Genomic DNA, 22,568 nt, shown 5'->3' with positions numbered 1-22,568 from the left:
ATGAGCGAGGCTCCGCAGATGACCGGCGACGGCGACGACGCAACCCTGCGCGGCACCAGCCGCACCGACCTGACCGTCGCCGACATGCGGACCTGGCTACGCGACTGGGTGGCCAAGGCCACCTCGCAGTCGCCGGACAAGATCAACGAGACCGCCCCGCTGATCGAACTGGGCCTGTCGTCGCGTGACGCGGTGGCGATGGCCTCCGACATCGAGGACTTCACCGGCGTGACGCTGTCGGCGACGGTGGCGTTCCGGCACCCGACGATCGAGGCGCTGGCCACGGTGATCGTCGAGGGCGAGCCGGTGCTGGAAAACGGGGCCGACGATTCCGAGGACTGGTCGCGGGACGCCGATGTCGCCGACATCGCGGTCGTCGGCCTGGCCACCCGCTTCCCCGGCGACATGAACTCCCCCGAGGAGACCTGGGAGAAGCTGCTGGCGGGCTTCGACGCCATCACCGACCTGCCGGAAGGGCGCTGGTCGGAGTTCATGGAGGAGCCCCGGGTTGCCGAACGCGTCAAGAAGGCGCGCACCCGCGGTGGCTACCTGTCCGACATCAAGGGCTTCGACGCCGAGTTCTTCGCGCTGTCGAAGATGGAGGCCGACAACGTCGACCCGCAGCAGCGGATGGCGCTCGAGCTGACCTGGGAGGCCCTGGAGCACGCCCGCATCCCGGCCTCGAGCCTGCGCGGCCAAGCGGTTGCGGTCTACATGGGTTCGACGAACGGCGACTACCAGAACCTGGCGCTGTCCGACCCGAGCATCACCCACCCGTATGCCATCACCGGTAACTCGAGTTCGATCATCGCCAACCGGGTGAGCTACTTCTACGACTTCCGTGGGCCGTCGGTCACCGTCGACACCGCCTGCTCGTCGTCCTTGGTCGCCGCGCACGCCGGCGTGCAGGCCCTGCGCAACGGCGAGGCCGACGTGGCGCTGGTCGGCGGCGTGAACGCACTGGTCACCCCGCTGGTCACGGTCGGTTTCGACGAGGTCGGCGGCGTGCTGTCGCCCGATGGCCGGATCAAGTCGTTCTCGGCCGACGCCGACGGCTACTCCCGTGCCGAGGGCGGCGGCGTGCTGGTGCTCAAGCGGGTGGACGACGCGCGTCGGGACGGCGACCAGATCCTCGCGGTGATCGCCGGCTCCGCGGTCAACCACGACGGCCGGTCCAACGGCCTGCTGGCGCCCAACCCGGACGCGCAGGCCGCCGTGTTGCGCAAGGCCTACAAGAACGCCGGTATCGACCCGCGCACCGTCGACTACATCGAGGCGCACGGCACCGGCACCATCCTGGGTGACCCGATCGAGGCCGAGGCGCTGGGCCGGGTGGTCGGCCGCGGCCGCGCCGCCGACAAGCCCGCGCTGCTGGGCGCGGTGAAATCCAACGTGGGGCACCTGGAGTCGGCCGCCGGCGCGGCCAGCCTGGCCAAGATCGTGCTCGCCATGCAGCACGACAAGATCCCGCCGTCGATCAACTACGCCGGGCCCAACCCCTACATCGACTTCGCCGGCACGCACCTGAAGGTCGCCGACACCGCCAGTGACTGGCCGCGCTACGGCGGCTATGCGGTGGCCGGGGTGTCCGGATTCGGCTTCGGTGGGGCCAACGCGCACCTGGTGGTGCGTGAGGTGCTGCCCCGCGACGTGATCGAGCGCGAGCCACAGCCCGAAGAGCCCGCCGCCGCCGAGGCCGCCGCGCCGAGCGACGAATTCGCCGAGCACGAAGCCCCGCGCTTCGACGAGTACGGCGAGTTCATTGCACCCGAGAGCTCGCACGGCTACGGCGACGAGCCCGAGTACGAGCTTCCCGGCCTGACCGATGAGGCGTTGCGGCTGCGCGACGAGGCGCTGGCCGAGCTGGCGGCCGAAGAACCGGTGAAACCCCTTATCCCGCTGGCGATCTCGGCGTTTCTGACCTCCCGCAAGAAGGCTGCTGCGGCCGAGCTGGCCGACTGGATCGACAGCGAAGAAGGCCGGGCCACCCCGCTGACCTCGATCGGCCGGTCGCTGTCGCGGCGCAACCACGGCCGCTCGCGCGCCGTGGTGCTGGCCCACGACCACGACGAGGCCATCGCCGGCCTGCGGGCGGTGGCCGAGGGCAAGCAGAAGCCGAATGTCTACTCCGCCGACGGCCCGGTCACCAACGGGCCGGTCTGGGTGATGGCCGGCTTCGGCGCGCAGCACCGCAAGATGGGCAAGAACCTCTACCTGCGCGACCCGATCTTCGCCGAGTGGATCGAGAAGGTAGACGCGCACGTCCAGGACGAGCGCGGCTACTCGGTGCTGGAGCTGATCCTCGATGACTCGCACGACTACGGCATCGAGACGTCCAACATCGCCATCTTCGCCATCCAGATCGCGCTCGGCGAGGTGCTCAAGCACCACGGCGCCCGCCCGACTGCCGTCATCGGCCAGTCGCTGGGCGAGCCGGCATCGGCCTACTTCTCCGGTGGTCTGTCGCTGGCCGACGCCACTCGGGTGATCTGCTCGCGCGCACACCTGATGGGTGAGGGCGAGGCGATGCTGTTCGGCGAGTACATCCGGTTCATGGCGCTGGTCGAGTACTCCGCCGAGGAACTCAAGACCGTGTTCGCCGACTTCCCGGGCCTGGAGGTGTGTGTCTACGCCGCCCCCAGCCAGACCGTGATCGGCGGCCCGCCCGAGCAGATCGACGAGATCGTCGCGCGCGCCGAATCCGAGGGCCGCTTCGCCCGCAAGCTGCAGACCAAGGGCGCCGGCCACACCTCGCAGATGGACCCGCTGCTGGGCGAGTTCTCCGCGGAGTTGCAGGGCATCGAGCCGCACACCCCGAACATCGGCATCTTCTCCACCGTGCACGAGGGCAGCTACGTCAAGCCCGGCGGAGAGCCGATCCACGATGTGGACTACTGGAAGAAGGGGATGCGTCACAGCGTCTACTTCACTCACGGGGTCCGCAACGCCGTCGACAACGGCTACACCACCTTCCTGGAGCTGGCGCCGAACCCGGTCGCGCTCATGCAGGTGGGGCTGACGACGGCCAGCGCTGGTCTGCACGACGCCCAATTGATCGCCACGTTGGCTCGCAAGACCGACGACGTGGACGCCATGACCATGGCGATGGCCCAGCTCTACGTCTTCGGCCACGACCTCGACTTCCGCACCCTGTTCCCGCGTGAGGTGCAAGGCCCGGTCAGCCCGGCGGAGTTCGCCAACATCCCGCCGACGCACTTCAAACGCAAGCCGCACTGGCTCGACGCCCGCTTCTCCGGCGATGCCACCGGTGTCATGCCAGGTTCGCACGTCGCGACCCCCGACGGCCGGCACGTCTTCGAGTACGCGGGTCGCGGCGAGACTGACCTGGCTGCCCTGGTGAAAGCCGCTGCCGCAACGGTCATTCCGGACTCGTCCCTGGTGGCCTCCGAACAGCGGGCGGTGCCCGGCGAGGGTTCTCGACTGGTGACGACGCTGACCCGGCATCCGGGCGGCGCGGCCGTGCAGGTGCACGCGCGCATCGGCGAATCCTTCACGCTGGTCTATGACGCGCTGGTGTCGCGTGGCGGCGCAGCCGGGGTGTTGCCGGTCGCTGTCGGTGCGGGCACCGCGGTGGCGGAAACCGCGACGACTTCCGTTGCACCCGTTGAGGAACCGGTCGATGATGCCGCGATCCTGCACGACAACCTCACCGCCGGTGCCGGCCTGGCCGCCGGTTTCGCCAAGTGGTCACCGGAATCCGGCGAGACCGTCGCGGATCGGTTGGGCACGATCGTCGGCGGCGCCATGGGTTACGAGCCCGAGGACCTGCCGTGGGAGGTGCCGCTGATCGAGCTGGGCCTGGACTCGCTGATGGCAGTGCGGATCAAGAACCGGGTCGAATACGACTTCGACATACCGCCGATCCAACTGACGGCGGTCCGTGACGCGAACCTGTACAACATCGAGGAGATGCTCCGCTACGCGGTCGAGCACCGCGACGAGGTCGAGGCGCTGCACGAGCACCAGAAGACCCAGACGCCCGAGGAGATCGCCGCCGAGCAGGCCGCGATCCTGGCGGCGGCCAAGGCAGCGGAGTCGGGGGAAGCCGCGCCGGCTCCGGCGGCCGAACCCGTTGCCGCACCGCCGGCTTCGGACCTCCCGATCCCGCCGCCGCCGACCAATCCGGCCGGACCGGCTGGCGCACCGATTCCGCCCCCGCCCACCAATCCCGAAGGCCCGGGCGCGAATTCGAGTGGGGTCAGTACCAAGACCGCCGCCGCAGCGGCTGCCAAGGTGCTCACCCAGGAGGCGGTGACCGAGGCGTTGGGCGCCGACGTGCCACCGCGTGACGCCGCCGAGCGGGTCACGTTCGCCACCTGGGCGATCGTCACCGGGAAGTCGCCGGGCGGCATCTTCAACGAACTGCCGACGCTCGATGACGACACCGCGACCAAGATGGCCGAGCGGCTGTCCGAGCGCGCCGAGGGCGTCATCTCGACCGACGACGTGAAGTCGGCGACCACCATTGAGGCCCTGGCGACGATCGTCCGCGATCAGCTGGAAGACGGCGTGGTGGACGGTTTCGTCCGCACGCTGCGCGCCAAGCCCGAAGGCTCGAACAAGGTTCCGCTGTTCGTGTTCCACCCGGCCGGTGGGTCGACGGTGGTCTACGAGCCGCTGATGAAGCGCCTGCCCGCCGACACCCCGGTCTATGGCATCGAGCGGGTGGAGGGCTCCATCGAGGAGCGTGCCGCCGAGTACGTGCCCAAGCTGCTGGAGCTGCACGATGGGCCGTTCCTGCTGGCCGGCTGGTCGCTGGGCGGGGCGATGGCCTACGCGTGTGCGATCGGGCTGAAGCAGTCCGGTGCCGACGTGCGCTACGTCGGGCTGATCGACGCGGTGATGCCCGGCGAGCCGATCGACCAGAGCAAGGAAGGCATGCGCGCCCGTTGGGATCGCTACGCGCGGTTCGCCGAGCGCACCTTCAACGTTGAGGTTCCCGAGATCCCTTACGAGGAGCTGGAGAAGCTCGACGACGAGGGTCAGGTCCGCTTCGTGATGGATGTGGTGTCGCAGAGCGGGGTGCAGATCCCCGGCGGGATCATCGAGCACCAGCGCACGTCGTACCTGGACAACCGGGCCTTGGACACCGCCGAATACCAGCCCTACGACGGATATGTCGCGCTGTACATGGCTGACCGCTATCACGATGACGCCATCGTGTTCGAGCCCGCCTACGCGACCCGCAAGCCCGACGGCGGCTGGGGCGAGTACGTCAACGACCTGGAAATCGTTCCGATCGGGGGCGAGCATGTTCAGGTGATCGACGAGCCGTACATTGCCAAGGTGGGCGCCCACATGACCGAGGCGATCAACCGGATCCAAGCCGAGAGCGAGAGCGCGTGACGAACAAGACCACCGCCGAACTTCTGGCTGAACTGCGCGAAAAGCTAGAGCTGGCAAAAGAACCCGGCGGTGAGGCGGCCGTCGCCAAGCGTGCGAAGAAGGGCATCCCGAGCGCCCGCGAGCGCATTCATGCGCTACTGGACCCGGGCAGCTTCTTGGAGATCGGTGCGCTGTGCAAGACCCCCGGTGACCCGAATGCACTGTACGGCGACGGCGTGGTCACCGGCCACGGCCGGATCAACGGCCGGCCGGTCGGGGTGTTCAGCCACGACCAGACCGTTTTCCAGGGTTCGGTCGGTGAGATGTTCGGCCGCAAGGTGGCGAAGCTGATGGAGTGGGTGGCCATGGTCGGCTGCCCGATCATCGGCATCAACGACTCCGCGGGTGCGCGGATCCAGGACGCGGTGACGTCGCTGGCCTGGTACGCCGAGCTGGGCCGGCGCCACGAGATGCTGCGCGGCCTGGTGCCGGAGATCTCGATCATCTTGGGTAAATGTGCTGGGGGAGCGGTGTATTCGCCGATCCAGACCGACCTGTTGGTGGCCGTGCGCGATCAGGGCTACATGTTCATCACCGGACCGGACGTGATCAAGGACGTCACCGGCGAGGACGTCAGCTTCGACGAACTCGGCGGTGCCGACGTGCAGGCGCAGCGCGGCAACATCCACAAGGTGGTCGACGACGAGGCGGCGGCGTTCCAGTACGTGCGCGACTACCTGTCGTTCCTGCCGGCCAACCACTTCGACGATGCACCGATCGTCAATCCCGGTCTCGAGCCGGAGATCACCCCGCACGACTTGGAGCTGGACTCGATCGTTCCGGATGCGGACAACGTCGCCTACGACATGCACGAGATCCTGCTGCGGATCTTCGACGACGGTGACGTCTTCGAGATCGCCGAACAGCGTGGACAGGCGATGATCACCGCGTTCGCCCGGGTCGACGGGCACCCGGTCGGGGTGATCGCCAACCAGCCGATGTTCATGTCCGGGGCGGTCGACACCGAGGCCTCCGACAAGGCGGCCAGTTTCATCCGCTTCTGCGACTCTTACAACCTCCCACTGGTTTTCGTCGTCGACACCCCCGGCGCCATGCCCGGGGTCTCGGAGGAGAAGAACGGGATCATCAAGCGGGGCGGCCGGTTTTTCAACGCGATCGTCGAGGCCGACGTGCCGAAGGTGACGGTGATCATCCGCAAGGCCTACGGCGGTGGCTACGCGGTGATGGGCTCCAAGCAGCTGTCCGCGGATCTGAATTTTGCCTGGCCCACGGCCCGCATCGCGGTGATCGGGGCCGACGGCGCGGCCCAGCTGCTGGTGAAGCGCTTCCCGGATCCGACCGCGCCCGAGGTGCAGAAGATCAAGGCGGACTTCATCGCGGGCTACAACGAGAACATGGCGATTCCGTGGACCGCGGCCGAGCGCGGCTACATCGACGCGGTGATCCAGCCGCACGAGACTCGGCTGCTGCTGCGCAAATCGCTGCGTCTGCTGCGGGACAAGCAGAACTTCCCCAAGGTGCAGCGCAAGCATGGCCTGCTGCCGATCTAGTTGGTAGCTCCCGGGAGGTTGCCGCAACGGCGCACCCGGTGAATGGGGTATCTGTGTGGCTACCGGCCACGGATTTGTTGTCTAAAGGGTGCTCCCCGACAACAAGTCGTGCTGCCGCTCAAGGGAATTCGCCAGGATCACAGGCCCGGCGTCACGCCCAAGCTCGCCTGGGCGCGCCGAACCCTACGCCTTCCCACGCCTCTCCGGGCAGTACAGCGAGCTCACCTCGCCGCTTAGTGTTGGCTCAGGGGCGGCGGCATTAGGCAGGTGGTGTTCTCAGGATGGTAGGGACTTGGTCCTGGTGAGGGCGATTTTCCAGATTAGTGAACCTTAATTTGACATAACAGAGTGTGATTGAAATCATCCAGGTTCGGCAACGCCCGCTCGTGGGCGGCCTCGAGAATCTGGCGAGGAATTTTCGATGTTTGATGCGGTCTCGGCACGGTCCAGTCACTGCCAGTCCGGTCTGCGAGCTGCACTGGCTGCCGCCGTCTTGACTGTTGGTATTTCCGGTGCTCCCCAGGTTTCGTCGTGGACCTCGGCTCCCGACCATGCCGGCGTACTGCTGTCCGCTGCCGAGGGCGGCTCGCTCGCCAATTCCGGCATCGCGCTGATCATGGGCCCCAGCATGATGCCGACGCCGAGTGAGCATTACGCCGAAACCGTGAATGACCTCTTTCTGCAGCCGCACGGGTTCGGCGGCCAGCTCGAGGTGCTGACCACTCCCCAGGAGGCCTACCTGCTGGACGAGTCCATGGCCAAGGGCGCGAAGGCTCTGACCGACCGAGTGCTGACCCTGCTCGATGAGGGCAAGGTGGACGAGGACCACCCGGTGACGGTCTTCGGTTACTCGCAGAGCGCCGCCCTCACGACACTGGCAATGCAGCAGCTCGACGAGGCCGGCGTACCGAGTTCGGCGGTGCATTTCGTATTGATCGGTGACTCGGCGAATCCGAATGGTGGTTTGCTGGTCGGATTCTCGGACATGCCGGGCATCACCGCCAATCTCGCGGATCAGGGTGTGACGCTGGGCAACCCGACTCCGAATGATCTGTACCCCACCAGCATCTACACCTTGGAGTACGACGGCTACGCCGACTTCCCGAAATATTTCCTGAACCCGCTGTCCAGCCTGAACGCAATCATGGGCATGGCCATCCAGCACATTGCCTACCTGGGCTTGACTCCCGAGCAGATCGCGGACGCCGTCCTGCTGGAGTCCAGCCCGGACAGCATGATCAACTCCTACGTGATCCCCAGCGAGTACCTCCCGCTGCTATACCCGCTGCTGTTCGTCCCGATTACCGGAAAACCCCTCTATGACCTGCTGGAACCGGTCACGCGCATCCTGGTGAACCTGGGTTACGGCAACATCGATCACGGGTGGAACGACGGCCCGGCGGATGTCCCGAACATGGCGACCGAGGACATGCCGAACCTCGACTGGAGCGAGGTCAGCAACGCGCTGTTTGCGGCGACGATGACCGGCGTGGGCGCTTTTGTCGCCGACCTGTTCGACCCCCAGACGTACGTGGAAGTCGACATGCTCGACAACCCCGCGTTGGACGGGTTACTCGCAGCTATGGCCGGCGTGGGCGTCGCGGCGGGCGACGACCCGACGGTGGACGAGATGCTCAACGGTTTGACCAACATGATGTGGGAGTCGCTGGTCGGTCAGTACCTGGACCCCGCTTACTGGGAAGCCGCGTCCTAGTCTCGGACGGATAAGTGTTGCGTAACGCTTCAGCAACACCAGTCACTTCTGTAGCAAACCAATTATCGTTTACCCCAGGCGATCCCGTGATGGGCCGGCCGCCGAGGTTCCGATTGTGCGGGGCCGGAACGTGATTCCGGCTGCCCGGATCGCCGTGCGAACCGTCGGAGGCCTGACGAGGGGGTCGACGTGTGTGATGGCAGCGAGTGCCCTAGCGGCGAGGCGCGATGAGTCTACTGCTGCCGGCCAGGCCGTCGGCGCCGGTTACCCGGAAATCGCGGACCGCTCCAGATGAACAAAAACGACTGCTGCGCAAAGCAATTGCAGCCTCAGCAATCGGCAACGCAACCGAATGGTATGACTACGGCGTCTATGCCGTTGTGGCGACCTATCTGACCGAGGCCTTTTTCCCGGACACGCTCGGCAACCTCGGGACCATGTTCGGCTTCGCCGTCTCTTTCGTGCTTCGGCCGCTGGGCGGCATGATCTGGGGCCCGATCGGAGACCGGTTCGGGCGGAAGTCTGTGCTGGTTGCGACCATCCTGCTGATCGCCGTGGCGACCACACTGATCGGGGTCTTGCCCACCTATGCCACCGCCGGATGGTGGGCTCCTGGGCTGTTGATCGCCCTGCGGGTGGTGCAGGGCTTCTCCACCGGAGGTGAATACGGCGGCGCCGCAACGTTTATGGCCGAAAGCGCGCCCGATGACAAACGTGGGACCTACGGCAGTTTCCTGGAGTTCGGCGCTGTTGGCGGCTTTGTCCTGGGCAGTGCCGTCGTGTTGGCGTTGGAGGCGATGCTCAGTCACGAACAGATGGCCGAGTGGGGCTGGCGTATCCCGTTCCTGCTGGCCCTGCCGTTAGGCGTGCTGGGCTTGGTGCTGCGCAGTCGGATGCCCGAGACGCCGGTGTTCGCCGAATGCGTCGCCTGCGACGCGATCAAGGGATCGGCCTGGGACCGATTGGTCGACCTGCTGACCAACTACACCCGGCCGATTCTGGTGACCTTCGCGCTACTGGTCGCGCTGAACGTCATCGACTACACCCTGGTGACCTACCAGCCGACCTACCTGCACGCCTCCGCCGGCCTTGACGAGCGCTGCAGGACGGCAGTGGTGCTGGTCGGCGAGCTGGCCATGATGGCCTGTATTCCGTTTGCCGGCGCCTGGTCGGACCGGATCGGTCGAAAGCCGCTGTGGCGCGGGTCGCTGATCGGGTTCATCGTGTTGGCATTGCCGATGTACTGGCTAATGGGCCAGGGATTCGCCTGCGCGCTGGTCGGATTCACCGTCCTCAGTGTGCTGTTCGCCGCACCGCTGGCAACGGTGGCGGCGACGTTCCCAGCGATGTTCCCCACCCAGGTGCGCTACGCGGGCTTCGCGATCGCCGACAACGCCGCGGTCGCGGTCTTCGGCGGCACCTCACCGGTGCTGGCCGACTCGGTCATCGAACACACCGGTTGGCAGCTTTTCCCGGCGGCATATCTGGTGGCCGCCGCGGTGCTCGGGTTGGGCGCCCTGAGGTTCCTGCCGGAGACCCTCGGGTGTTCCCTGCGCGGCACCGGAATCCCCGGCGTGCAGGGCGAACTCGAGCGCGAGCTCGCGGCCGTCATCGCGAATCAGCCGGTGGCCGACGCGCGTGAAGGCGCAGACCTCAGGCCTTGATCCGGATCTGGCCCGGTGACCACCAGCCCGAACGCGTCGCGCTACCCAGGTCCAACTCCGCGGGCGTGGCCGGCGTGATCACCTCGAACTGACGCAACGAGCCCCAGTCGCGGCCCCAGTCGTAGTTCAGGTAGGTGGCCATCACGTGGGCGCGCAGCAGCATGTCGGAGATACCGAGCAGCCCGCCGTTGACCCCGTCCTGCCAGGTGTCGGTGTCCTGCTTCTTGGCGTTGTAGTCCGGGGTGATCCGGTACTCGGGCACCTCGGTGACCCCGTTGGCGTGCAACATCGGATGCTGGCACGGGAAGGCCAGGCCCACCGCCCAGTCCAGCAGCACCGGCCGTGAAGAGCCGATGTACTCCTGGATGGTCTTCACCTCGGGCAGCCGCGGCGGGGTGAACGCGATCCAGTCCCGCGGGTTCAGCGACTTGTCAGAAGCCACAATGCGTACCGCGACGGCGTCGCCGGGGATCTGCGCGCGGGGGTAGCGCAGGTTGCGCCACATCCGCGGCCACTCGCCGAACAGGTCGTAGGGCACCAGCCGTCCGGCGGCCACCGGGACGCCGTCGGGCCCGGGAACCCCGTACTCCAGTTGCACATCCTGGCCCGTGGTGTAGCCCTTGAGCACGCTGTTGCCGGCGATGGTGCCCGCGGCGGTCACCGCCACCAGCGGGTGACCGTCATCGGCCGGGGGCAGGCTGTACCAGGCCGACGTCAACTTGGACTCCTGCTGACCGTCGGTGCTGTAGCTGCCCGCCAACGGAATCCGGGCCGGGTCCAGGCCATACGGGAGTGGCACGGTCGAGCCATTAATGCCGGCCGTCTTCAGCTTCTTCGGGGCGTCCCAGTCGTAGTCGGTGCCCGGCTGGGTGATCGGCATCCGCAGCGACTCGGCGACCACCTTCTCCGGCACCCCGCTGGCGGTGAAGCCCACCGGGTCCACCCCGCCCAACGGGCCGAGGTCGCCGTACTCACCGGGCAGCGGCGTCAGCGCCCCGTCGTTGGGGTCCGGCTCCACCAGCACATTGTCGGCCAGTCCGCAGCCGCCGACGAACGCCCGCACGTTGGCCAGGCCGTTGGAATAGGTCGGGTATTCACGGATGACGCCGGCCACCATCGAGGCCACGAACACGCACACCATGAAACCGGCCGCCACCGGAATGGGCGCGGCGGTCAGGGCCCGGGCCAGCCGGCCCTCGCCGCGATCACGCGGCGCGAAGTGCAGCCACGCCGCCCAACCGGCCGCCACGGCGAACATGGCGAACAGGATTGTGCTGACGGTGACCCCGCCGATGCGCGGCATGTCGGCGTTGAACGGCACGCCATAGCTCGACACGTACCACCAACCGTTGGTGGTGGCGAAACACAACGCCAGGATGAACAGCACCGCTGCCGCGAATGCCATTCGGTTTCTCGACCAGCGCACCACTTGTCGCGATACCAGCACCGTGGTCAGCGCCGCCATCGCTCCGGCCACCGCGGCGAACAGCCCGAAGTGGTGCACCCACTTGGTGGGCGCGAACATCAGCGAGAACATGGTCGCCAGGATGACGCCCATCAGCCGCCAGACCGGTCCGCTGGCGACGCCGGGAACACGCTTGCGCCGCAACATGATGAACATCGCGGTGAACAGGCACAGCGCGCAGATCAGGAAACCGAACCGCCGCGACAGTGAGCCGTCGACGGTCGGCAGGATCAGGTAGTAGTAGCGCAGGTTCTCGGTGTACCAGGCCTGGCTGGGGCCGATCGCGGTGCGGACCCTGGTGGCTTCCAACACCGCCCGGATGGTCTGGTCGGAGAACACCACGGTCAGGATCACCGCGCCGGCGGCCAGTAGCGGCGCCACCAGCGGCCAGGTGCCGTGAATGCGGTGACGGCGCACCAGAATCCGCAGCAGCGGACGGCCGCCGGCCAGCAGCGCGGCCACTGCGATCAGTCCGGTGGGCTGGATGCCCAGGGTGAAGGCCGCGCAGATGATCGCCAGCGCCGCCGGCGTGAGCCGGCTGGAGATGATCGCCCGCTCCACCAGCACCCAGGTGATCAGCGCACCGACCGCGATGATGCCCTCGGGGCGCAGGCCGTTGTTGAACGGCATCCATGCCGCCAGCAGCACCAGGCCGGCGGCCCACAGCGCGGGCTTGCTGGCCGCCACCGCGGGGCCGAACCGGGGCAGCACCTCACGGCTCAGCAGCAGCCAGCACACCAGACCGGCGACCAGGTCCGGCAGCCGGATCCAGATGCTGGCGTCGGAGACGTGCGTCATCAGCGCCAGCAGGTTGTAGTACCAGCCGAACGGGTCTTCGGGGCTGCCGAACCACCGGAAGTAGTTGCTCATGTAGCCGGCGTGATCGGCGACCCGGGCCATCCCCAGGATGTAGCCGTCGTCGGAGGAGTTCGCCCCGATCACGTACCAGAGCAGGAATCCGAAGACCACTGCCACATCGGCCAGTGAGAAGAACCGCCACCGGCTCGGGATCAGCCGGTGCATCCGGTGGCCGTCGAGCCGGTCCAGGCGCCACAGCGCCAGCACCGCGATCACCGTGGCCAGGATGGCGGCATAGATCGCGGCCCGCTTGAGCGCCGTGGGCTTGGTGGAGAACCGGGTGTCGATGTCTGCCGTCAGCGACAGCCCGGCCGGCGCGGGACCGGCCAGGTCGGTGAACACCCCGACGATCTGCGGGCGCAGGTTCGGGTCGGGCCAGCCGTAGCGCTGGGTGATCCCGCCGATGGTGGCGAAGGTTCCGGCGTGCGACGAGGTGACCTCGATGTCGGTACAGCCGGGCCCTTCCACCTTGGCTCGCGGTGCGGTGGCCAGCACCACGTTGCGGTCGGTGACGTCCACCCGTTTCTCGGTGACGGTGATGAACAGCCCGTTGAGCGCAGCGTCCTTGCCCTTGGCCGGCGCGGTCGCCAGCAGCGTGCCGCCCTCGGGGGGCAGTGCGCGCACCAACGCGCACGGCGCCTTCACCGTCATCGAGGTCGGGGTCTGCGAGATCAGCGGTGCCGTCACACTGCTCAGCTCGCCGTGTTGCGGCCAGTTCAGCGTGGCGGTGGTCTGCACCACCGGCAGCAGCGGGGTGGCCACCGACAGCAGGAAGCCCACAAGGCCGGCGACGACGGCCACCCAGCGGGTCAGTTTCAGGTCACGGTCGGTCACAGGCGGGGTCATGGCAGTGCTCGAATCGGTCCGGGCCGGCTCCAGCCGGTAACAGTGACGGTGCCCTGCTCGATGACGGCGTCGGGTGCGTCCTTGGTGGGGATCAGACGGTGATAGGCCTCCACCGCACCCCAGTCGCGATACCAGTCATTGCGCAGGTACGTCGGGACGGTGGTAGTCCACAGCATGGCCTGGGTGATCATGAACGGCCCGCCGTCCTCGGCCGACTGCCACAGGTTCGACGATGCCGCGGTCTGCTTGTGATCGGGCATGATCCGGTACTCCGGCAGCTCGGCAATGCCCAGGTGTTCGGTGAACGGCCGCTGGCAGGGGAAGTTCGCCGCGACGGCGATGTCCATCAGCACCGGAGTCTGCGAGCCCATCAACTCACTGATGGTCTTGACCACCGGCACCCGCGGCGGGGTGAAGGCGATCCACTGCTCGGTGGACAGGTTCGGGTCGTTGGCGACGATGCGCACCACGTCGGTACCCGGTGGTGCCCAGGCCAGCGGGAAACGCAGGTTTCGCCAGGAGTTCTGCGGCCCGATGTCGATCGGTTCGGTCTGCCCGAGCGCTCGGATAGCGCCGTTCGTGCCGTCCGTGCTGCCCCACTCCAGGTTCAGCGGCTGGCCGTAGTCGAGCTTGCCGTCCTCACCGTGCGACCAGATGGCGCCGGCCGCGGTGACCACGACAATCGGTGCCCGATCGGGCGACTGTTCCGGCAGCCGGTACCAGACCGAGGTGGCGTGCGCGGCGACCTGCTCCTTGTAGGAGCCGAGCACCGGGGTGACGGCCGGGTCCAGGCCGAACGGCAGCGCCACCCGGGAACCGTTCACGCCGTCGGGGGCGTCGTCGGGGATCTTGCCGCCGGCGGTACCTGCCGCGTCACTCTGGTTGGCGCTGGGCTTGTTGGGGGAGGCGTCCGCATTGGGCACGCCGGGCTTGGCGATGACGGCCAGCGAGGTGAGGTCGTCGTCGACGGCGTTGGGGTCGAAGCCGTACGGGTCGGAACCACCCAGCGGGCCGAGCTCGCCGTAGGTCTGTCCCGGAACCGGTTGCAGCAGACCGGTATTGACGTCGGGCTCGGCCAGCACGTCGTCGGCCATGCCGCACGAGGCCAGGCCGGATGTGAGAGCGTCGGCGTTGGCCTTGGCGGTGGTGTAGGCCGGGTAGCGTCCGGCGGCGGCCTTGGCCATCGAGCCGACCATCAGCAGCACCATCAGGCTGGCGACGATCAGCAGCGGGGTGGAGGCCAGGATCCGGTTGCGCCGGTTGGGCGTCACCTCGGTGTGGCCGGCGTAGTCCAACCGGAAGTGCTGCCAGCCGGCGAGCAGGCCGGTGGCGATCGAGGCCGCCAGGAACATCGAGGTCACCGGGCGGCTGGCGATCACCGGCGGGATGTCGAACCACGGCACCCCGTAGCCGCCGACGTAGAACCAGCCGTTGACCCCCGAGGTGGCCACCGCGACCAGGAACAGCAGTGCGGTCACATACAGGGTCATGTTGCGTCGGCTGTGCAGCCCGACGCGGGCGAAGGTGAACGCGGTGAGCGCCGCCAGCGCCCCGGCCAGCCCGGCGAACCCGCCGAACTGCACCGCCCACTTGGTCGGGGTGAACGTCAACAGCAGCAGGCCCACCGCGGTGGATCCGATCAGCCGCCAGGCCGGGCCGCTGGCCACCCCGTTGATCCGGCCGCGCCGCAGCAGCACCACCAGCATGGCGAACATGCAGAACAGCAGCACCAGCACGGCGAACCGGCGGGTCAACGAGGCGTCGACGTTCTCTTCGACTGTCAGGAAGTAGTACCGCAGGAACTCCTGGTACCAGGCGATGGTCGGACCGACCACGTACTTGATGCGGGCCGATTCGGCGACCGCGGCCAGGGTCTGCGACCGGCAGACCACCACGGCGATGGTCGATGCGGCTGCGGCCAGCACCGCCAGCGGCGCGAGTAAGCCGTCGGTGGCCCGGCGCTTGCGGATCACCGCCTCGATGGCGCGGGAGCCGGTCAGCAGCGGAGCCAGGGCGATCAGTCCGTGCGGGGCCAGCGTGACGGTGAAGACCGCCACCAGGACCGCCAGCGCGGTGGGCACCAGCCGGCGGGTGGCGATGGTGCGTTCCACCAGGACCCAGACCACCAGCGTGCCCAGCGCGATCAGCGGTTCGGGGCGCAGGCCGTTGTTGAACGGCAGCCAGGCCGCGGCGAACATGGCCGCAGCGGTGAACACCGCGACGCGGTTGCCGGACAGCCGGCCCAGCCGGGGCAGGATGCGGCGGCTGATGATCAGCCAGCAGGCCATGCCGGCCAGCGTGGCGGGCAGGCGCATCCACACTCCGGCGGTGCTGATCGCGCTCAGCTGGCCGAGCAGTGCCGGATACCAGTCGAACGGGGCCTCGGTGGCGCCGAAGAACCGGTAGTAGTTGGCCACATAGCCGGCGTGCGCGACGTTGCGCGCCATGGTGAGGTTGTAGCCGTCGTCGGATGAGATGGCGCCGATCACGTGCCACAGCGCCAGGGTGGCCAGCACGCCGATGTCGGCCAGCCAGGTGATCGGATTGGCCTTGAACCAGTGCCGCCAGCTACGCGGGGTGCGGTGGCATTGGCGCCGGTCCAGTATCGCCAGCGCGACGATCGATGCCAGCACCGCCAGCACACCGAGCGCCATCACGGCGGCCTTGAGGGCGGTGGGGTGGGTGATGAAGCGGGTGTCGACGGCGATGTGCGCGCTCAGGCCGGGCTGTGGGCCGATCTCCAGTTCGGTGAAGATGCCGCCGATCTGCGGTTTGTTCTCCGGCGGCAGGGTGCCGGACGCGCCGGGGATGCCGACGAACTCCGCGCCGACCTCGCCGGCGTTGGCCCACAGATGCAGTTGGCTGCAGTCGGCGATCTTGGCGCGGGGCGCGGCCGCGGCCACGTGGTCGCGGTAGGCGGCGAACACGGCGGTCTTGTTGGCCCGCACGAACAGGCCGTGAGCGGTGGCATCGACGCCGCCGGCCGGCACGGTGGACAGCACCAGCCCGCCCTTTTCGGGCAGGGTCGCGATAGCCGAGCAGGGGATGATGACGTCCAGGCCCTTGGGGGCGCCGGATACCAGCGGAGCGGTGACGTCGCTGACGTGGCCGTTGGCGTCGAGCCCCTGGGGCCAGGCGATGGTGGCGGTGGTCTGTTTGACCGGGAGCAGCGGGGTGATACCGCACAGCAGCACGCCGGTGAGGCCGGCCAGCACCGCGATCAGCCGGGCGATCCGATAGCGCTGCTGGGGCTGGTCGTAGGTGGAGGACACGAGCCCTGATGCTATGCGACGGGATGGCCGGGATGGGGACCCGGCGTAGGGCCTGTCACACCAGTCTCTGCCGTCACCAAACTTGGGGTATGTGATCGGTGCCCACCTTTGAGCGACAACGTCCGTGATGTCAGGTTCGGTGGGGGATAGGGTGACCCGGCAGCCCGGGTCGTCACCCGCCGCCCGGGCCCGCAGCGCCATCACCCGCTGGTGGATGCGGTGCTCGGTGCTGCGCGGCATGGAAGCCGGACCGTAGCGGCCCCGACCGCGCCGGAATACCCGGCCGCGACCGCGCTCCCAACGCAGCGCGTCGGAGATCGCTTTCGACGGCCGGCCCTGGACGCCGAAACCCCGAGACGCCAGCTCCGCGGCCAGCTCGCCGATGCTGCACGTTCCATGGTGGAGCAGGTAGTGGGTCAGGACATAGCGCAGTTCGATGCCGCGCAGGGTTATCGCGTTCGTCATGAGCCCGACCCTGCCCCCAGGAGGTGACAAGTCGGGCCCTGTTGCCGCGGGCGGACATACCTCGGATTGACATAACGCACGTTGTCGCTCAAAGGTGGGCAGCTATCACATACCTCGGGTCCGGTGACGGCTGGGACGCGCGAGGCCGGTGGGGCTGGGACGCGCGAGGCCGCTAACCGAGATCAGTGCCGCAGTGGCGCCGGGCTCCACAGCCCGGAGCGCACGGCGGTGCCCAGATCCAGATGCGCAGGTGTGGCCGCGGGATAATACGGCGTCAACTGCTGCAGGGCACCCCAGTCGCGGAACCAGTCGTGGTTCAAATAACTGGGCACCGTGGTCGCGCGCACCAACAGCTCGGTGATGCCCAGGGGGCCGCCACCGTTGTTGTCCATCACCGGCGAGTTCGCCTCGGCGCCGAAACGGTCCGGCAGGATCCGCCACTTCGGCACCTCGGTCACCCCGTTCTGGTGACCGAACGGACGCTGGCAGGGGAACGCCAGGCCGACCAGCCAGTCCAGCAGCACCGGGTCTTCCGAGCCCACCACTTCCTGCAGGGTCCGCAGCTGCGGGACGCGCGGCGGTGTCACCGCGATCCAGTGCTGCGGGGCCAGGTCGTCGTCGCGGACCACCAATCGGATGCGGGTGGCCTCGGCCGGGATCGCCGACATCGGCGCGCGCAGGTTGCGCCAGGCCGGGACCGCGCCGATGTCACCGAATTCGACCGTCCCGCCGGGCTTGTCGTTCGCGGCGCCGGCCTCGGTGGCCCACTGCGCGGTGACCTCGCCGCGGTCGAAGCGGCCCGCGGCCGCCACCACCAGCAGCGGTCCGGCGTTGGCCCGGTCGGCGGGCAACCGGTACCAGGCCGAGCGCAGCAGCGCCGGCACCTGAATGCCGGCGCGCCAGCTGCCCAGCACCGGCACCCGGGCCGGGTCCAGCTTGTAGGGCAGTCGGGCTCGCGAACCGTTGACACCCTCGGCGGCCGTGGTGCCACCCTCCGTACCGGCCTCGCCGCCGGCGATCTGTGCGTCGTCGTCGGCCAGCCGGCCCAACCCGGGCGGGCCGATCACCTGGTCGGCCGAGACGTCGGCGGGAATCCCGTTGGGGGTGAACCCGACCGAGAACGTCGCGCCGAGGGCGTCGTCGACCGGAGCGTCGATCGGGGTGAGTATTCCGGCGGTGGGGTCTTGTTCGACCAGCACGTCGTCGGCCAGCCCGCAGGTCTTGCCTGTCAGGGCGCCCAGGTTGGAGCGCCCCACCGTCCACGCCGGGTATTGGCCGAGCATCGAGGCGGTCAGCGACACGACCTCGAACACGATCAGCATCCAGGAGGCGATCGCCAGCGGGTAGCCCGACAGTGCCGACCAGCGTGGCCGCCGCTCGGCGCCATTGGTGAAGTGGAACCAGGCCGCCAGCAGCGCCGCCGACACCGTCAGCCCCACGCCCATGGTGGCGAACGCGAGATGCCACTTGGGGAAGGCGTTCGACCACGGCACCCCGAAGTTGGACACGTACCACCAGCCGTTGACGCTGGCGAACGACAGCGCGGTGATGAACAGCACCACCGCGGTGAACAGCGTCCGATTGCGCCTCGAGTGCATCGCCGCGGCACCCACCGCGACGGCGGCCAGCGCGCCCACCGAACCGGCCAGCCCGGCGAACACACCGAAGTGGTGCGTCCACTTGGTGGGCGTGAACATCAGTGCGATGAACGAGATGATGGTGATCCCGATGATGCGCCGGCTCGGCCCGGCCGCCGTGCCGGGAATCCGGCCCTTGCGCAACGCCATCGCCACCGACACCGCCAGCGCTAGACCCAATGCCAGCACCGGGAACCGGCGCGCCACCGAGCCGTCGGGGGTGGCCAGGAACAGCCGCTCGTAGCGGACATGCTCCTCGAACCAGGCCAAGCTGGGCCCGACCGCGGACTTCAGCGTGCTGGCCTCGATCTCGCCGGCCAGCGTCTGGTCGCGGAAGATCACGATCGCGGTGATGCTGACCGCCGCGGCAATGGGTGCCAGCAACGGCGCCAGCCCGAACTGCTTGGAGCGCCGGTGCAAGATGGTGCGCAGCGGACCGATCGCCACCAGCAGCGCACCGATCGACGCGATCCCGGTCGGCCCGGAGAACAACGTCATCGCGCCGATGATGCAGGCGATCGCCAGCGGCAGCAGCCGGCTGGTGGCCACCGCCCGCTCCACCGAGCACCAGGTCGCCAGGATGCCCAGCGCGATGATCGGCTCGGGACGCAGCCCGTTGTTCAGCGGCAACCAGAACGCCAGGAACATGCCGGCCGCGGTCCAGGCCGCCGCCCGGCTGTGTTTGACGGCGTGGCCCAGCCGGGGGATCACCTCTCGGCTGATCAGCCACCAGCAGGCCAGCGCCATGGCCAGGGTGGGCAGCCGCATCCAAATGCTGGAGGTGGACACGTGCGACCACACCGCGAGCAGGTCGTAGTACCAGCCGAACGGCGCCTCGGGGGTGCCGAACCAGCGGTAGAAGTTGGCCATGTAGCCGGCATGCTCGGAGATCCGCGCCATGGTCAGGATGTAGCCGTCGTCGCTGGTGTTGGCGCCGACGAAGTGCCACCAGACCAGGACCAGGGTGACCAGCGCGTCCAGCGGCGAGGCCGACCACCAGCGGGCCGGCAGGAAGCGCCGGTGCCGGGTGCCGTCGGCGGTGTCCAGGATGTGCAGGGCGATCAGCGCGACGATCGTCAGCGCCACCCCGAGGATCATCGCGGCCAGCTTGAGGGGAGTGGGCGCGCTGGAGAAGCGGGTGTCGACGGTGGCGGTGAAGTCCAAGCCGTCGGGAGCCGGGCCGGACAGGTCGGTATAGACCCCGACGATCTGCGGGCGGAAGTCATAGCCGCTGCGGGTCCCGGTCAGCGGTGAGCCGGGCTTTTCGGCATTGGGTCCGTATTTGAGGCCGACGAACTCGGCGGTGACCCGGTCGGCGTGCGCGGTGAAGGTCAGCTTCTGACAGTCCGGCCCGAGCACCGCCGACAGCGGCGCCACCACGACCGGCACGTTGCGCACCACCAGAACCAAGTCATCGTTGACGCGTTCGATGAGCAGTCCACGGTCGACGGCCTTGGGGGCCTGCTTGGGCACCGTGGACAGCAGCACCGACTTGGCCGGGGTGAGACCGGCTGCGGCCTGGCACGGGACGCTGATATCGAGGTCGGTGGCGACGTAACCGATCAGTGGTGCCTGCACGCTGGCCAGGGCACCGTTCTGCGGCCAGTTGAGTTCGGCGGTGGTCTGCTTGACCGGTAATAAGGGGGTGAGGATCGCCAGTAGGGTGCCCAGCACGCCGGCGACGACGGCGACAGCCCGAGCGATCCGGAAGTCGGCGCGCGTATCGGTCACGGACCAGATGCTATCGGTGCGCTCGACGGCGCCCGTCAGGTGCGGATGGCAAGCACGAACGGGCCGATCTTCTGCACGTGGAACTGCGGCCCGGCGAACAGGGCCGCATCGAGCTCCACGGTGTAGCGCCGCACGTTGGGATGGTTGGGGTAGACGTCCTTGGCCAGCCGCAAGCTGTAGCTGTCGCCGGCGCCGGCCCGCATCAGAAACACCGTCGGTGCCGGCCACGCCAAGTCGTCGAGCGCGTGGGTGAACTGCTCGGGTGTGTCGAGCTTGGACCAGGCCTCGATCGCGGCGGCGCGCGCGGAGAACTGCGCAAGCGGGTTGGCGTAGTGCGGCGTCAGCCCTTGGAAGCCCCAATAGGGGTAGTAGGACAAGAAGCTGTAATCGGCGGTGAGCACCACGGTCTCGTTGCGCGGCTTGCCGGTGGTGGCGGTGATGGCGGCGTCAATGGCCTCGTAGTACTTCGCGGCGCCCGGTGCCCGCCTGTCGCCGCGGTCGCCGTGGCCGTCGGTGTCGGTGTACGCGACGGTGATGTCGGGCCGCAGCACCTCGGGAATGTCCTGGCTGAACGCGATCGCCCCGGCCAGCCCCACCGCGGTCGCGACCGGATAGACGATGGTGTGCCAGCCCTGCGCGGCCCGGCCGAGCGCCTGGGCGCCCTCGATGAAGCCGAATACTCCGGCCGTGGCCAGCAGCACCGTCAGCGTCGACTGGAGTCGGAAGCTCAGCAGCGTGGTGAGAGCCAGGGTGGACAGCATCGACAGCAGCGACCACAGGTAGACGCCGACGACGCCGATAGCCAGCGCCCCCGCCCGGGTTGACTTGGTGGCCCGTGCCACCAGCCACAGCGTGCCCAGCAGGCACAGCGCTCCGAGCAGCGTGAACTGCAGCATCGGGAAGCTCAGCTCGGCGCCGTCGCCGGGCAGGTAGTGGAAGGCGCTGCGAGACTCGCCGGCCGGGTGGTACAGCGCCTGGCGCAGGTAGGGCGTCCAGGTGATCGAGGCGATTGCCGCGGCGATCACGCCGATCACCGCCAGCCGGCCCAGCGGGCTCAACGCGGCTTTGGCGCCGGAGCGTTTGACCACACGCGACGCCGCCAACAGCAGCGCCATCAGGGCCACGGTGAACGCGGTGTAGGCCACCAGCAGCGTATAGAAGGTAGCGGCAAAGCCCAGGAAGACGCCGGCGCCGACGATGGCGGCCCAGCCGCGGCCGGATGCCCGCAGGCCCGACCAGGCCAGGATCAGCACCGGGGGCAGCAGCACGGTGATCATCGCCGCGTAGGGCTCCGGGGAGCTGTAGGCCAGCGTCACCGCCGCCCCGGCGAGCGTGGCCAGCAGCGCGTACTCGAAGCGGAGCATCTTGTTCCACAGCACCAGCGCGACCGCGACGGCCACCGCGATCGAGGTGATCGCCCACGGCTTGTACATCTCCCAGGCCGGCAGCCCGGTCCAGGCCGCAGCCCGCCCGCCGAGCCAGAACCAGCCCGGCGGGTAGAACGGCGGCAGTCCGAGATAGGTCATGTCGGCCAACGCGGGGCTGTCGGTCAGCCGGGTCAGGTATTCGGTGCGGAACTGCTGGTCCACCGAGATACCGAACAGGTAGAGCTTGGTAGCGCCCAGCGGCATCGCCAGGGTCACCACCGAGAACGCGCTGACGAACACCACCGCGGCCAGCCAGGCCAGTGCCTGCCGGCCGCGTCGCCACAGCAGGCCGGCCGCGGCCAACCCGGCCAGGCAACAGACCTGTCCGACGGTGGTCAGCGCATGCAGCTGGTTCGACGAGGGATATGCGGGCCACTGCACCCGGGCGATCGCCACCAGGGCGACCACCGCGACGACGACGGCCACCGCGGCGGCCAGCATCATCTGGCCGACGGTCTGGAGTGAATTGGTCAGCGCGTTACGCATGGTGAGCACCGGCCTGTCGAAAATCGGAAGGTATGTGACTGTTGCCCGCCTTTGAGCGACAACGGCGGTCGCCGGCGGGCGGGGTC

Annotated in this window: 8 protein-coding genes; 4 read left to right on the top strand and 4 right to left on the bottom strand. The window is 68.4% G+C overall.

The window, feature by feature from the left end; genetic code table 11:
* From pks13 to MJO54_RS22510, 4 genes are all read left to right on the top strand, one after another.
* Positions 1-5,367, top strand: coding sequence for a polyketide synthase Pks13 (gene pks13 / locus MJO54_RS22525; protein WP_065152927.1), 5,367 nt, complete (start codon positions 1-3; stop codon positions 5,365-5,367).
* Positions 5,364-6,917 (top strand): acyl-CoA carboxylase subunit beta, encoded by a 1,554-nt coding sequence (locus tag MJO54_RS22520; protein WP_046284076.1) that lies wholly within the window; start codon positions 5,364-5,366, stop codon positions 6,915-6,917. The genes pks13 and MJO54_RS22520 overlap by 4 nt, the downstream gene beginning before the upstream one ends.
* 421 nt (positions 6,918-7,338) lie before the next feature.
* A complete protein-coding gene (locus MJO54_RS22515; protein ID WP_046284075.1) occupies positions 7,339-8,631 on the top strand; it encodes a PE-PPE domain-containing protein in 1,293 nt (430 codons plus the stop codon).
* A 227-nt stretch (positions 8,632-8,858) separates the two neighbouring features.
* Positions 8,859-10,295, top strand: a complete 1,437-nt coding sequence (locus tag MJO54_RS22510; protein WP_064888864.1) for an MFS transporter — start codon at positions 8,859-8,861, stop codon at positions 10,293-10,295.
* Here MJO54_RS22510 and MJO54_RS22505 read toward each other — a convergent pair.
* The 4 genes from MJO54_RS22505 to MJO54_RS22490 form a co-directional block, all read right to left on the bottom strand.
* The gene (locus tag MJO54_RS22505; RefSeq protein WP_046284073.1) at positions 10,285-13,464 is read right to left on the bottom strand and encodes an arabinosyltransferase domain-containing protein; all 3,180 of its coding nucleotides are present in this window, start codon (positions 13,462-13,464) and stop codon (positions 10,285-10,287) included. The genes MJO54_RS22510 and MJO54_RS22505 overlap by 11 nt on opposite strands.
* Entirely contained in the window at positions 13,461-17,201 is a 3,741-nt protein-coding gene (locus MJO54_RS22500; RefSeq protein WP_240175443.1) for an arabinosyltransferase domain-containing protein, read from the bottom strand. Before MJO54_RS22500 ends, MJO54_RS22505 begins: the two co-directional genes overlap by 4 nt.
* Positions 17,202-17,383: 182 nt before the next feature.
* Positions 17,384-20,608: an arabinosyltransferase domain-containing protein gene (locus MJO54_RS22495; RefSeq protein WP_105295216.1), complete on the bottom strand. Its 3,225-nt coding sequence runs from the start codon at positions 20,606-20,608 to the stop codon at positions 17,384-17,386.
* A complete protein-coding gene (locus MJO54_RS22490; protein WP_165797902.1) occupies positions 20,605-22,482 on the bottom strand; it encodes a galactan 5-O-arabinofuranosyltransferase in 1,878 nt (625 codons plus the stop codon). Before MJO54_RS22490 ends, MJO54_RS22495 begins: the two co-directional genes overlap by 4 nt.
* Positions 22,483-22,568 lie beyond the last annotated feature (86 nt).

This window comes from Mycolicibacter virginiensis, from assembly GCF_022374935.2.
Lineage (GTDB): Bacteria > Actinomycetota > Actinomycetes > Mycobacteriales > Mycobacteriaceae > Mycobacterium > Mycobacterium virginiense.
Note: the sequence above shows the minus strand (reverse complement) of the source record. Positions and strands in the feature narration are given on the sequence as shown.